This is a genomic window from Pandoraea sp. PE-S2R-1 (assembly GCF_002179865.1).
GTDB lineage: Bacteria > Pseudomonadota > Gammaproteobacteria > Burkholderiales > Burkholderiaceae > Pandoraea.
The window spans coordinates 422,386-436,286 of record NZ_NGUR01000007.1 but is presented as its reverse complement, the minus strand read 5'-3'; the positions used below and the strand labels follow the sequence as shown (position 1 = coordinate 436,286).

At 62.8% G+C, this 13,901-nt stretch carries 10 protein-coding genes; 4 read left to right on the top strand and 6 right to left on the bottom strand.

Annotated features, from left to right (window positions below; all coding sequences use genetic code 11):
* Positions 1–15: 15 nt before the first annotated feature.
* The 4 genes from CDV44_RS04640 to polA all read right to left on the bottom strand — a co-directional run bounded on the left by CDV44_RS04640 (position 16) and on the right by polA (position 6,630).
* Positions 16–879, bottom strand: a complete 864-nt coding sequence (locus CDV44_RS04640; protein WP_087686868.1) for a ZIP family metal transporter — start codon at positions 877–879, stop codon at positions 16–18.
* A gap of 177 nt (positions 880–1,056) precedes the next feature.
* Positions 1,057–1,932, bottom strand: coding sequence for a dienelactone hydrolase family protein (locus CDV44_RS04635; RefSeq protein ID WP_087686867.1), 876 nt, complete (start codon positions 1,930–1,932; stop codon positions 1,057–1,059).
* Between the two features lie 288 nt (positions 1,933–2,220).
* Positions 2,221–3,648, bottom strand: a complete 1,428-nt coding sequence (locus CDV44_RS04630) for an NAD(P)/FAD-dependent oxidoreductase (protein ID WP_087687233.1) — start codon at positions 3,646–3,648, stop codon at positions 2,221–2,223.
* A 243-nt stretch (positions 3,649–3,891) separates the two neighbouring features.
* Positions 3,892–6,630 (bottom strand): DNA polymerase I, encoded by a 2,739-nt coding sequence (polA, locus tag CDV44_RS04625; RefSeq protein ID WP_087686866.1) that lies wholly within the window; start codon positions 6,628–6,630, stop codon positions 3,892–3,894.
* On the opposite strand from polA, the gene CDV44_RS04620 reads away from it, so the two are divergent.
* Positions 6,631–7,365 carry a TIGR00730 family Rossman fold protein gene (locus CDV44_RS04620; RefSeq protein WP_058377961.1) on the top strand — a complete coding sequence of 245 codons (735 nt, stop codon included), beginning with the start codon at positions 6,631–6,633 and terminating at the stop codon, positions 7,363–7,365. It abuts the gene before it with no gap.
* An 87-nt stretch (positions 7,366–7,452) separates the two neighbouring features.
* Here the strand turns inward: CDV44_RS04620 and CDV44_RS04615 are convergent, their stop codons facing one another.
* The gene (locus CDV44_RS04615) at positions 7,453–8,697 is read right to left on the bottom strand and encodes a YeeE/YedE family protein (protein WP_087686865.1); all 1,245 of its coding nucleotides are present in this window, start codon (positions 8,695–8,697) and stop codon (positions 7,453–7,455) included.
* Between the two features lie 359 nt (positions 8,698–9,056).
* On the opposite strand from CDV44_RS04615, the gene CDV44_RS04610 reads away from it, so the two are divergent.
* The 3 genes from CDV44_RS04610 to CDV44_RS04600 all read left to right on the top strand — a co-directional run bounded on the left by CDV44_RS04610 (position 9,057) and on the right by CDV44_RS04600 (position 11,397).
* A complete protein-coding gene (locus tag CDV44_RS04610; RefSeq protein WP_087686864.1) occupies positions 9,057–9,425 on the top strand; it encodes a hypothetical protein in 369 nt (122 codons plus the stop codon).
* Positions 9,426–9,584: 159 nt separating this feature from the next.
* On the top strand, positions 9,585–10,556 hold the full coding sequence (locus tag CDV44_RS04605) for a homoserine kinase (protein ID WP_087686863.1): 972 nt from the start codon (positions 9,585–9,587) through the stop codon (positions 10,554–10,556).
* 31 nt (positions 10,557–10,587) lie between these two features.
* Complete coding sequence (locus CDV44_RS04600; RefSeq protein WP_058377958.1) at positions 10,588–11,397, top strand: BPSS1780 family membrane protein; 810 nt, start codon at positions 10,588–10,590, stop codon at positions 11,395–11,397.
* Positions 11,398–11,475: 78 nt separating this feature from the next.
* On the opposite strand, the gene CDV44_RS04595 is transcribed toward CDV44_RS04600, so the two are convergent.
* Entirely contained in the window at positions 11,476–13,797 is a 2,322-nt protein-coding gene (locus tag CDV44_RS04595) for a UvrD-helicase domain-containing protein (protein WP_087686862.1), read from the bottom strand.
* Between the last annotated feature and the right edge of the window lie 104 nt (positions 13,798–13,901).

Below are 13,901 nucleotides of genomic sequence, written 5' to 3'. Positions count from 1 at the left end.
CACCCGGTCAGGCAGTTACTGCCCCGCCGGCTTCGCCGTGTCGTGACCACCGACCAACGCCAGCGCACTGCCACCGCCGTCATGGTCGTGCCCGTGACCATGCTCATGGTCGTGACCATTCAACCAGACCACCAGCGCCAGCCCCACGGCGATCAGCAGGATCTGCGGCAAGGCGTCCCGTGGTGACGTGCGGCGCTGCATCTGCGGCATCAGGTCCGATACGGCGATGTAGATGAAGCTGCTTGCCGCCAGGGCCAGCAGGTACGGAATCAGGCTCTGCAAGCGGTCGAGCATGAAGTAGCCGAGCACACCGCCAGCCAACGCCGTCAGGCTCGATGCCAGTGTGAGCACCAGCGCCTTGCGACGTTTGAACCCCGCGTTGAGCAGCACCATGAAGTCGCCCAGCTTATGCGCCACCTCGTGCACCGTGATCGACACGGTGGCGGCCACACCCAGCCTCGGATCGGTCAAGAACGCAGCCGCAATCACCACGCCATCGGCGAAATTGTGAATCGCACTGCCCACGAGAATCATCCAGCCGCCCTTGCCCGCCTCATGCGCGTCGTGGCCGTGCTCGTGATGATGTCCGTCGCCTTCGTGATGGTGGCTGTGACGCAGCAGCGCCAGCTTCTCCAGCAAGAAGAACCCAAGTAAGCCGCCCAGCAGCCAGCGCGTGATGATGTGGGCGTCGACGTGCGACTCCAGACTCTCGGGCAGCAGATGCAGCAACGCGGTGCCGAGCAGCACGCCCGCCGAGAAGCTGACCATCTTGTCGATAAGCCGCGACAGCAAGCCCAGCGAGAGCGATGCCGCACCGGCGAGACTCAGCACACCCGAGGCAAGCGTGGCGATGAAAATGAAAACAAGCGTGGCGTCGATGGTGGTTCTCCCGCAGGCAAGCCGGCGATTTAACCAGCTTTTCCGTTGGCAGGCAAACCATCGTCGCTACGCGCCACGATGGTTTGCCCGGCAGAGTGCTTGGTACGGCCTCGCGTGGCTTGGTGTGGCTTGATGTGGCTTGATGTGGCTTGGGATGGCCCCGGCGTGCAAGGCCGATCAGGCTACGCCATGCTTGCGGAACCATTCGAGCGCCTTCGCCCAGCCCGCCTTGGCGTCGGCCTCCACATAGCTGGCACGGTAGTCGGCGAAGAACGCGTGGCCCGAGTTCGGGAACACCACCAGTTCCGAGGCCTTCGACGCCGCGTTGCCCTTGGCAAGGGCCGCGCGCGCCTGCTCGACGCTGGCCACTGGAATGCCGGTGTCCTTGCCGCCGTACATACCGAGCAGCGGCGCATGAAGCTGGCCGGCAATGTCGATCGGGTTGCGCGGGAAGCTGGCGCTCGGATCGCCCACGATACGCCCGTACCACGCAACGGCAGCCTTCACGTTCGGGTTGTAGGCGTCGTACAGCCAGGTAATGCGGCCACCCCAGCAGAAGCCCGTGATCCCCAGACGCTTCTCGTCGCCGCCGTTGGCCATGGCCCACTTCACCGTGGCGTCGATGTCGGTCAACACTTGCTGATCGGGCGTCTTGGAGACGATTTGCGACTGGATCTCAGCGATGGTGCCCAGCGATTGCGGATCACCGGCGCGCGCAAACAATTCCGGGGCCAGCGCGAGGTAGCCCAGCTTGGCAAAGCGGCGGCAGATGTCGGCGATGTGCTGGTGCACGCCGAAAATCTCCGAGACCACGATGATCGTCGGCAGATGGGTCTTGCCCGCCGGCTTGGCGTAGTACACCGGCATCTTGATGCCGGGCACGTCGAGCATGACCTCACCCGCGTCGAGCCCCTGTGTGTCGGTGGTGATGGTTTCGGCCGCCACCGGCAGCACTGCCAGTGCGAACGCCGACCCGACGGCCGTCTTCAGAAAATCGCGCCGGTTACGGGGCGCCACTTCGGGCACGAGACTATCCAGATCTGCTTGCGACATGTCGCACTCCAGGAGAAGAGCAGTGGGTAATGAAAACGGAGGAAAACGAGGGGAACCGAAGATAACCGACTGAACAGCCCGGAACGACCTCGAACAGTCGCTACGCGCCATTGATTCCAGGCGCGACAGTACGTTCGGATATTACTAGAAAGTGTGCAGAACTTGCACTCGGAGAGAACCTCGCCAGCACTCGGAAGTGTCCGAATTTTGAACAGATATCTGGCGAGGCAGCAGCGATGATGCGGCCACACGAGGCCGCATCTGCCGCATCTGCCTCAATGGGCAACGTTAGTGCAGTTTCACGCGCGGCACCGTCGAGCGGCGCAGGCGATTGGCCACGGTGTCGAGCATCATGCGCCACACGCCGTGCAGCGCCGCCACGTGCATGCGATAGAGCGACGTGTACATCACCCGCGCGAACAGGCCCTCGATGAACATGCTGCCGCCGATGAGCCCGCCCATCAGGTTGCCGACCGCGCTGAACTTGCCCAACGAGACGAGCGAGCCGAAGTCACGGTAGGTGAACGTCGGCAGGCTCTGCCCCTTCAATCGCGCGTCGATCGCCTTGACCAGAAAGCTCGCCTGCTGGTGAGCGGCTTGTGCACGCGGCGGCACGAAGCCGTGGTCGGGCCACGCACAACTGGCGCAGTCGCCGAACGCGAAGATATCCGGATCGGTCACGCTTTGCAGCGTCGGCTGTACTTCGATCTGATTCAGGCGATTGACCGCGAGTCCCAGCGTGCCAAGCACGGCGGGTGCCGTGATGCCCGCCGACCACACGGTGATATCCGCAGGCAGCACTTTGCCTGCCGTGGTCGTCACTTCGTTCGGGCGCACTTCCGCCACCGAATCGCCACACAGAATGTCGACATCGAGCTTGCCGAGCAGACCGGCCACTGCGCTCGACACGCGCTCCGGCAACGCCTTGAGAATGCGCGGACTCGATTCGATGATCGTGATGCGCACGTCCTTGCGGGGATCGAGCTTCAGGCCGTAAGAGCGCAACACTTCAGCGGTGTTGCGCAGTTCCGCCGAAAGCTCCACGCCCGTCGCCCCCGCGCCCACGATCACCAGATTGACCTTGCGGCGATCCTCGGCACTGATGGCATTTCTCGCAGTGCTGGGCGTATTCAACAACGCGCCCGTAGCCGCCCCGGGCGAACTCACCTCGGCGGGCGGTGTCACGGCCGCAGCCTCGGCAGCCACAGGTACCACCGGCGTCTGCGCCGCATTCTGGGCGCGCACGCAGGCCGCCATCAAGCGGCGACGGAAGCGCTCCGCCTGTTCGACGGTATCGAGTGCGATGGTGTTTTCCTGCGCGCCCTTCACGCCAAAGAAGTTGGTCGTGCTGCCGATGGCGAGCACCAGCGTGTCGTAGGGCAGCGTACGCTCGGGCAGCAGATCGCCCTCGCCTTCGTCAGCCGCGGCAGGAAGCGCGGCGAGCCGGATCGTTTTCGCCGCGCGATCGAGACCGATCATCTCGCCGGCAGCGAATTCGAAGTGATGCCAGTTGGCTTGCGCAACGTACGAGAGCTGATGCGTCGCCGTGTCCATCACGCCGGCTGCGACTTCATGCAGCAGGGGTTTCCAGATGTGCGACATCGAACGATCGACCAACGTAATCTGAACGTCCTTGCCACGCCCGTACTTGTCGCCCAACCGGGTAACAAGCTCCAGACCGCCGGCACCACCGCCGACCACCACAATACGATGCACACTCACGATAACTCCCCCGTGCTTGGAAAACCGTCCGGCCGGTCGGCACTTGTCCGCCCGGCAATAGCGATCACCTTACCGCAGAGTGCGGTCATAGGGTATGGCTCAATCCCTATTTCCGCTATTGCGCAACCGTTGCAAACCCCTACCGGCCCCATTGCTGGGCTCATGTTGAGCCCATGCAAACGCCTTCAAAAGCCATGTAAAACCGATTCAAAAACCGCTTAAAACTGGCTCAAAAAATCAGTGAGCCTGTTCCCAGTTCTCACCCACGCCCACCTCGGCCACCAGCGGCACGCGCAGCTTCGCCACGCCGCACATCAGCTCCGGCAAGCGCTTTTTGACTTCTGCCAGCTCGTGATCCGGCACTTCGAGCACCAGTTCATCGTGCACCTGCATGATCTGACGCGTTTGCAAACCGCTGTCGTCGAGCCAGCGCTGCACCGCAATCATCGACAGCTTGATCAGGTCGGCCGCCGTGCCTTGCATCGGCGCGTTAATGGCCGCGCGCTCAGCCGCCTGACGGCGCGGCCCGTTGCCGCCGTTGATGTCGGGCAGCCACAAGCGGCGACCGAATACCGTTTCGACAAAACCGCGCGCCTTGGCGCTCTTGCGCGTCTCGTCCATGTAGCGCGCCACGCCCGGATAGCGCATGAAGTAGCGGTCGATGTATTGCTTGGCCGCATCGCGCTCGATGCCGAGATTGGCCGCCAGACCGAACGCGCTCATGCCGTAGATCAGACCGAAATTGATGACCTTGGCGTAGCGGCGCTGCTCCGACGACACTTCGAGCGGCGTCACCGCGAAGATTTCGGCCGCCGTGGCACGGTGGATGTCCTCGCCATTGGCGAACGCACGCAGCAAGCTCTCGTCGCCCGAGATATGCGCCATGATGCGCAACTCGATCTGCGAATAGTCTGCCGACACCAGTTGACTGCCCGGCGGCGCAATGAACGCCTCGCGAATACGGCGCCCTTCAGCCGTGCGCACCGGAATGTTCTGCAAATTCGGATCGTTCGATGCGAGCCGCCCGGTGATGGCTACCGCCTGCGCGTAGTTCGTGTGCACGCGCCCCGTGTTCGGGTTCACCATCTTCGGCAGCTTGTCGGTGTAGGTCGACTTGAGCTTGGCGAGGCCCCGGTTCTCCAGCAGCACCTTCGGCAGCGGATAGTCCTCGGCGAGCTTCTGCAAGACCTCTTCGTCGGTCGACGGGGCACCGCTGGCGGTCTTCTTGACGACAGGCAGTTGCAGTTGCGTGAAGAAAATATCGGCGATCTGCTTGGGCGAATTCAGATTGAACGTCTGGCCGGCCAGCGCGTAGGCCTCGGCTTCAAGCGTCACCAGTCGGCGGCCAATTTCGTCACTCTGCGCCGCGAGCTTCGCCGTATCCACCAGCACGCCGTTGCGCTCGATGCGTTGCAGCACGCGTGCGGTCGGCATTTCGATATCGGCGTAGACGAATTCAAGCGTCGATTCGCGCGCCAGATCCGGGAACAGGGCGCGGTGCAACCGCAGGGTGATGTCGGCATCTTCGGCGGCGTACTGCGTCGCCTGCTCCACGCTGACTTCGTCGAAACCGATCTGCTTCGCGCCCTTACCGCACACGTCTTCGTACTTGATCGTCGTCACGCCCAGATGGCGCGACGCGAGGCTATCCATATCGTGGCTGCGGTGCGATTCCAGCACGTACGATTCGAGCAACGTGTCGTGGGCAATACCGTTCAGATGGATGTCGTAGTTCTCGAGCACATGGGCGTCGTACTTGAGGTTCTGCCCGACCTTCTTGTGGGCAGGGTCTTCGAGCCAGCCCTTGAGGCGCGCGAGCACTTCGTCGCGCGGCAGTTGTTCGACTTCGCCCGGTGCGCGGTGAGCGACGGGAATATACGCGGCACGGCCCGGTTCGGTCGAGAACGACAAGCCCACCAACTGTGCCTGCATGGCGTCGAGCGACGTGGTTTCCGTATCGAACGCAGTGAGCTCGGCGGCTTCGATGATCTTCATCCACGCGTCGAACTGTTCCCACGTGAGCACCGCTTCGTAGTGGCGCTCAAGCGTATCGGCTTGAGGTGCAGGCGCATCCTCACCGGCCTTCACGGCGACGGCCGCCTCGGCTTCGCGCAGCAGCGTCTTGAAGCCATGGCGTGCGAAGAAATCACGCAGCGTTGCCGTGTCTTCCGGCTGGGTTTGCAAGCTGGCTTCGATGGAAGTCACTTGCGGCGTGAGATCGCAATCGAGCGCGACGGTCACGAGCTTGCGGCCCATCGGCAGCCAGTCGAGCGCGCGGCGCAGATTCTCGCCGACAGCGCCCTTCACTTCTGCCGCGTTCGCCACGAGATTGTCGAGGTCGCCGTATTGCGTGAGCCACTTCACGGCCGTTTTCGGGCCGCACTTGTCGACTCCCGGCACGTTATCGACGGTATCGCCGACCAGCGTCAGGTAGTCGACGATGCGCGCGGGCGGCACGCCGAACTTGGCTTCGACCGCCGAAGCGTCGAGCGTCTCGTTCGTCATCGTGTTCACGAGCGTGACGCGATCATTCACCAACTGCGCGAGATCCTTGTCGCCGGTAGACACCACCACGCGCATGCCGAGTTCGGACGCGCGCTTGGCCAGCGTGCCGATCACGTCGTCGGCTTCCACGCCGTCGATCATGAGCAGCGGCCAGCCCATGGCACGCACCGCTTCGTGAATCGGTTCGATCTGAACGCGCAGGTCGTCGGGCATCGACGGACGGTTCGCCTTGTACTCGGGGTACCAGTCGTCGCGAAACGTCTTGCCCTTGGCGTCGAAAATGCAGGCGCTATACTCTGCATGTACATCTTTACGCATGCGACGCAGCATGTTGACGATGCCGTGGAGCGCGCCCGTGGGCTCGCCATTGGGGCCGCGCAAATCCGGCAGGGCGTGATAGGCTCGATAAAGATAACTCGAACCATCGACCAATAAGAGCGTCTTACCTTCCAGACTTTGCTGTTCCGACATATGACCAAGAGAAGAAAAGTGATACCGAGTCTGCGCATGCTGGCAGACCATGAGCGCGCCACAGCCAAGAAGGCGCGCGCGTCGTGGCAGATGTTCACGATTATGGCAGAGTTCATTGAGGCGACCGAGTACCTGTCCGAGATCCGGCCGGCCGTGAGCATCTACGGCAGCGCGCGCATCAAACCCAAGTCGCCGTTCTACAAACTGACGATGACCATCGCCCGCAAGTTCTCCGACAGCGGCTTTGCGGTGATCTCCGGCGGCGGCCCCGGCATCATGGAAGCGGCCAACAAGGGCGCGCACGGCGGTGCCTCGCCGACGGTGGGCCTGAACATCGAGCTGCCGCACGAACAGAAGGGCAATCAGTACCAGGACATCTCGCTGCGTTTTCGGCACTTCTTCACGCGAAAAGTCACGTTCGTGAAGAACTCCGATGCGTTCATCATCATGCCGGGCGGCTTCGGCACGCTTGACGAGTTGTCCGAAGTGCTGACGCTCATCCAGACGCAGAAATCGCGCCATGTGCCGGTGATTCTGGTCGGCACGGAGTTCTGGAAAGGGCTGCTCGACTGGGTGCGCTCGACGATGCTGCCGATGGGCCTGATCGGCGAGAAGGATCTCGATCTGGTACAGGTCATCGACGATCCTGACGAGATTCTCAAGGCCGTGTTCGACTTCTACGACGGACACATCGAGCCAGAGACCGAGACGAGCGAGAAGATGTTCTATCTGTAACGCTTTCCCGGAAGCTTCGATGCTTCAAAAGAAAACGGCGCCGCAAGGCGCCGTTTCTCATTCTGCCAAGCCGCTCAGACGGCTAGCTCAGCAGCCGGTCTCGCGCGGCGTGGTCTCGACTTCCAGCCCGAAGAAGGGACGCAGGCGCGTGCCGAACACATTGCCGAAGAACGCCGCCACCAGCCACAGCCAGCCGTGCAGACTGCCCGAGATGATGCCGCTGAAGTACGCGCCGATATTGCAGCCGTACGCCAGACGCGCGCCGTAGCCGAGCAGCAAGCCACCCACGACCGCCGCGAGCAGCGAGCGCACGGGAATCTTCCAGATCGGCGCGAACTTGCCGGCAATCGAGGCGGCGGCCAGTGCGCCGAGGATGATACCGATGTCCATCACCGTGGTGACGTCCTGCGCGACCGTTGCGTTCAGCACAGCCGTCTGTTTAGCCCAGTACGGCCACGACGCCACGTCCACACCCATCGCCATGAAGGCCTTGGCACCCCACAGGGCGAATGCCGACGTAACACCCCACGGACGGCCAGCCAGCGCGAGCGTTGCGAAATTGAGCAGCACGAGGGCCAGCGCACCCCACAGCAGCGGCCACGGACCGCGCAACAGGGCGGGACGGCCCTTGGCGCTTTGCGTCATCGGCACACCGACCACACGGCCATGACGGCGCTTCTCGGCCCACAACGTGAACGCGCCGATAGCGGCGAACAAGGCGAGATTGGCGATCAGTGCCGGCCACAGGCCCCACACCTTCACCAGCGACACCGGCTTGATGTGCGGCAGCGATTCCCACCACGGCAGGTGCGCCGTTGCCACCACCGAGCCGACGATGAACGCTGCGAGCGTGACGATCATTCGTGTGCTGCCACCGCCTACGGTATAGAGCGTGCCCGATGCACACCCGCCACCGAGCTGCATGCCCACGCCGAAGATAAACGCCCCGAACGCCACCGATACGCCTACCGGCGAGACCAGCCCCACAACCTTGTTGCCGAACAACGTCCCGTCGGCCAGCGCCGGAAAGAAGAGCACGACGCCGACGGCGAGCATCACCATCTGCGCGCGCAACCCGGCGCCGCGACGGTCCGCGATGAACACGCGCCACGCCGACGTGAAGCCGAATGCAGCGTGATAAAGCGCAACGCCAAGCAGCGCGCCAACACCGGCGAGGGCGGCTTGCTTCGGCCCAACCGTGGCTTGCAGATAGGCGATGCCGATGGCAATCAGTACCAGCGCAATGGCCAGCGGACGTGCGTTATACGACGCAGGGGACGACGGCGAAGGGGGCGCCGTTTTGACGGCGGCCGAGGCGGCGGAAGACGACATGGCTTGCAAACTCCGAAAATGCAGATGGGTGGCACCGGGCCACCCATTGAGACAGCTTCGCAGCATGCCAGAACCCTTCGCCCTCGAAAACGAACGATTCGTGATTCCCTTATAAGCCCAGGTAATAAGTAAATCGCCGGAATGCACTTCGGTTTCGCAGCGTGGCACGCGCGCTGTTGTTATCAATTGTGAAGAAACACGCTGAAACTGCCTGAACGCAAGCAACCACGGCGCTTGGCGCCATATTTCACGATGCGAAGTAAGGCACGTTTGATAGAATGCACATATTGGAACCCATTGCGTCGGCACGCCGCACAGCTGCCCCGGCACGGATGCGTTCCCGCCCTCGGAGAATAATGATGAAAACGCTCTTGTCACGCGCCCTCCCCCTGGCCCTTGGCGCCAGTCTGCTGTTCGCCGGTCAGGTTTTCGCGCAGGACACCAACGAGACTTCCGCGCAAGCCGCCAAACGCGAAGCTGACGCGCGCGCTGCGGCCACCAGCACGTCGACGGTCGACGTCAATCAGGAACGCAAGCCGAGCTTTTACGTCGACGACAAGGGCACCACCGTGACCGAGTACCGCGATCGCGGCAAGCCCACCGAAATTGACGTGCATTCGCGCTTCGGCACCAATTACCAACTCACCACGCCGCAGGACAATGCGCCGAAGATCCGCGACAACACGTCGCAAACCGATCGTCTGCCCTCGGTTGGCCTGAAGTTCTGATACCTGCCGCAGGGGTCTCTGCCGAGACCTCTGTTATCCTGCCCCACTCACCGCTGCCACGCGGGCGCCAATGTTTTCCGCCCGCGCCGCAGCTTTCGCCAAGCGGCCCGTTGCACGTGCGCGGGCCGTTTGTTTGAGTCTTATCCACCCGACGCACGCATGGCCGTTTTCACTTCCGTCTCGCCCGAGCAGCTCGATCAGTGGCTGCAACGCTACGATTTGGGGAAAGTTCTCGACTTTCGGGGCATCAGTTCCGGTATCGAGAACACCAATTACTTCCTGACGACCGAGCGTGGCGAGTTCGTCCTCACGTTGTTCGAGAAGCTCACCGCCACGCAATTGCCGTTCTATCTGCAATTGATGGGGCATCTGGCCCACCACAGCGTGCCGGTGCCCGACCCGATTCCGGATCGTACGGGTGAGATTCTCGGTGAGTTGAATGGCAAGCCTGCCACCATCGTGACCAAGTTGGCGGGCCGTTCGGAACTGGCGCCCACGCCTGCGCACTGCGCCCACGTTGGCGCCATGCTCGCGCGCATGCACCTGGCGGGTCGCGACTACACGCTGGAGCAGGCCAATCTGCGCAGCTTGCCCTGGTGGCGCGAAGCGGCTCCGGCCGTCAAGCCATATCTGAGCGCCGCAGAACTCGCGCTGCTGGAAGGCGAGATGGCGCATCAGGAAGCGTTTTTCGCCAGCGACGACTATCGCGGCATGCAGTCAGGACCGTGCCATTGCGACCTGTTCCGCGACAATGTGTTGTTCGACAAGGACGAAGCGGGCGAACCGCGTCTGGGCGGCTTCTTCGACTTTTACTTTGCCGGCTGCGACAAGTGGTTGTTCGATCTTGCCGTGACCGTCAACGACTGGTGCTGCGATCTGACGACGGGCGTTCTCGACGACGCCCGCGTGCACGCGATGCTGCGTGCGTATGAGACCGTGCGTCCGCTCACGGACATCGAGGCGTCGCACTGGCGCGACATGCTCAGAGCGGGTGCGCTGCGCTTCTGGCTCTCGCGCCTGTATGATTTTCATCTGCCGCGCGCGGCCGAGATGCTGAAACCGCATGATCCGGGGCATTTCGAACGAATCCTGCGCGAACGCATCGAAGCCGTTTCCATTCCCTGGCTGTGACCCGACGCCCAATCGGAGCAAATCGAACCCTATGCAATTGCTTGAAGTCCCGCCGAAGAGTGGTTACGTGTGGCTGCGCCAGGGTATCTGGCTATTCCGCAAGAACCCGCTCGCCATTCTGACGCTGCTCTTCGCCTATCTGTTCGGCGTGATGCTGCTCTCGATCCTGCCGGTCGTGGGCGCGTTTTTGCCGCTACTGTTCATTCCCGGCCTGTCGGTCGGTTTTATGGCGGCGTGTCGCGACATCATCAAAAACAAGCCTGTCCTGCCGCCTGTGCTGCTCGACGGATTCCGCGGCCACGGCAAGGACGTCGCGCGCCGGCTGCTCGCGCTGGGCGGCTACTACATCGCCGCGATGATCGTGGTGTTTCTGTTCTCCGCGCTCTTCGACGACGGCGATCTGCTGGGCAAGATGCTGTTCGGCACTCGCATCGACGAAGATTCGCTCGTGGGTGGCTCGATGCCACAGGCCATGCTGGCGGCAGCCGTCGCTTATGTGCCGGTCGCGATGGCGTTCTGGTTCGCGCCGGTGCTCGTGGCTTGGCATGACGTCTCCCCCGTCAAGGCCCTGTTCTTCAGTTGGACCGCGTGCGTGCGCAACATCCGCGCGTTTGTCGTCTACGGGATCTGCACGGCGCTCGTCGCCACGGTGCTGCCGGTAATCATCGCGCTGGTCATGACGGTGATCGGCGCAGGCAAGTACGCGATGATCGTGCTGATGCCCTACTCGATCCTGTTCACCGCGGTGCTGTATTGCTCGTTCTATGCGAGCTACCGCGGCTGCTTCGGCGTGCAGGAGATCGGCGCAATCGATCCGAACGTGGCACCACCGGAGGCGTAAGCCGCCGACGCAAGTCAGTACAAAACAAAGGGCACCCTCGAGGGCCCTTTGTTCATCTGTGCGATTACCGGCAAACGATCATTCGATCGGCTGAAGCTTCGCCACGGCCAGTGCCAGCCACTTCTCACCGTGACGGCCGAACTTCACATGCGCACGCGCTTCATCGCCCGCGCCTTCCAGCCCGATGATCTTGCCTTCGCCGAACTTGGTGTGGAATACGCCCTGCCCGACCTTGAAGCCGGTCCCGGCCGAGCGGGAACGGTCCGCCAGCGCCTGCTCCGACTTCGTGGCTGCCCATTCTTCCTGACGCGGCGCACTCACCTGCGGACGCGAGAACCAGTCACGCCCCCACGCCGGTTCGGTTTGCGCCGCACGCGCGCCCGGCTGGGCACGCGGCGTCAGAAACTTCAGCACTTCCTCGGGAATTTCTTCGAAGAAGCGCGAGCGCACGTTGTAGCGCGTCTGGCCATGCAGCATGCGGCTTTGCGTGAAAGACAGATACAGGCGCTCCTTGGCTCGCGTGATTGCCACGTACATCAGACGACGCTCTTCTTCGAGCCCATCGAGCTCCTGCGCGCTGTTTTCGTGCGGGAACAGCCCTTCTTCCAGCCCCGTGACGAAGACGGCCGTGAACTCCAGCCCCTTGGCGGCATGTACGGTCATCAGTTGCACGGCGTCCTGCCCGGCTTCGGCCTGATTGTCACCGGCCTCGAGCGAGGCGTGCGACAGGAAGCCCGCCAGCGGCGTCATCTCCACCGGCGTATCGGCATCGACCACACCATCGGGCGACGCCAGCACATCGGGCGCGCCCGGCAACGCGGGGCGCATGGCGATCAGGCGGGCCGGGGCGTCCAGCCCATAGCCTTCTTCCGCGATGAACGCCGTGGCCGCGTGTACCAGTTCCTGCAAGTTCTCGATGCGGTCCTGACCTTCCTTTTCCGACTGGTAGTGCGTGATCAGCCCGCTCGCATCGACCACATGCGTCACCACCTCCGGCAACGTCAGGCGCTCCGTCTCACGGCGCATCTGTTCGATCAGGCGCACGAACGCCGTCAGATTGGTGCCTGCCTTGCCCGTCATATAGGGCACGGCGGCGTACATCGAGCAGTTGTACAAACGCGCCGCGTCGGCCAGTTGTTCGAGCGAGCGCGCGCCGATACCGCGCGTCGGGAAGTTGACCACGCGCGCGAAGGCCGTGTCGTCGTTCGGATTCTCGATGAGGCGCAGATAGGCCAGCGCGTGCTTCACTTCCTGACGCTCGAAGAAGCGCAGGCCGCCATACACGCGATACGCAATGCCCGCGCCCACGAGCGCGTGCTCCATCACCCGCGACTGGGCGTTGCTGCGATAGAGAATGGCGACGTCCTGCCGCGACAGCCCTTGCGCCACGAGCGCCTTGATTTCCTCGACCAGCCAGCTCGCTTCCTGAAGATCGGTCGCGGCCTCATAAACACGAATCGGCTCGCCATGCCCCGCATCGGTGCGCAGATTCTTGCCCAGACGGCGGGCGTTGTTCGAAATCAGCGCGTTGGCGGCGTCGAGAATATTGCCGTGCGAGCGGTAGTTCTGCTCCAGCTTGATCATGTGCCGAACGCGGAATTCGCGCTCGAAGTCGGCCATATTGCCGACGTTAGCGCCACGAAACGCGTAGATGCTCTGGTCATCGTCGCCCACAGCGAACACCGCGCTGTTGCCGCCCGCGAGCATCTTGAGCCACGCGTATTGCAGCTTGTTCGTATCCTGAAACTCGTCGACGAGAATGTGGCGGAAGCGCGTCTGGTAATGCACGCGTAGCGGTTCGTTGTGCTTGAGCAGCTCGAAACAGCGCAGCAGCAGTTCGGCGAAATCGACCACGCCCTCGCGCTGGCATTGCTCCTGATACGACGCGTACAGCTCGACAAACTTCTGATTGAAGGCGTCGTTGGCCTCGACCTCGTGCGGGCGCAGACCCTGCTCTTTGGCGTTATTGATGAAATACTGGAGATTCTTGGGCGGAAACTTCTCGTCGTCGACATTGGCGGCCTTCATCATCCGCTTGATGGCGGAGAGCTGGTCGGCCTGATCGAGGATCTGGAAGCTCTGCGGCAGCCCGGCGTCGCGAAAATGCGCGCGCAGCATCCGGTTGCACAGCCCGTGGAAGGTGCCGATCCACATGGCGCGGGGGCTGATCGGGAGCATGGCGCCGAGGCGCGCCTGCATTTCCTTGGCGGCTTTGTTCGTGAAAGTCACCGCCAGAATGCCGGCGGGGCCCACGTGACCTTGCTGGATCAACCACGCGATACGGGTGGTCAGCACGCGCGTTTTGCCGGAACCCGCACCCGCGAGAATCAGGGCAGGCTCGTCGGGCAGGGTCACGGCGGCCAGTTGTTCCGGGTTCAGATTAGCTAGCAAATCGGGCATGTCGGGAATGTTTTTCGAGTGAAGCCCGATTATAAATCCTGCTGCGGCGCGGAAAACGCCCCGAATCTTTTATAATTCAAGGTTTCACGCATTACACGGTCATC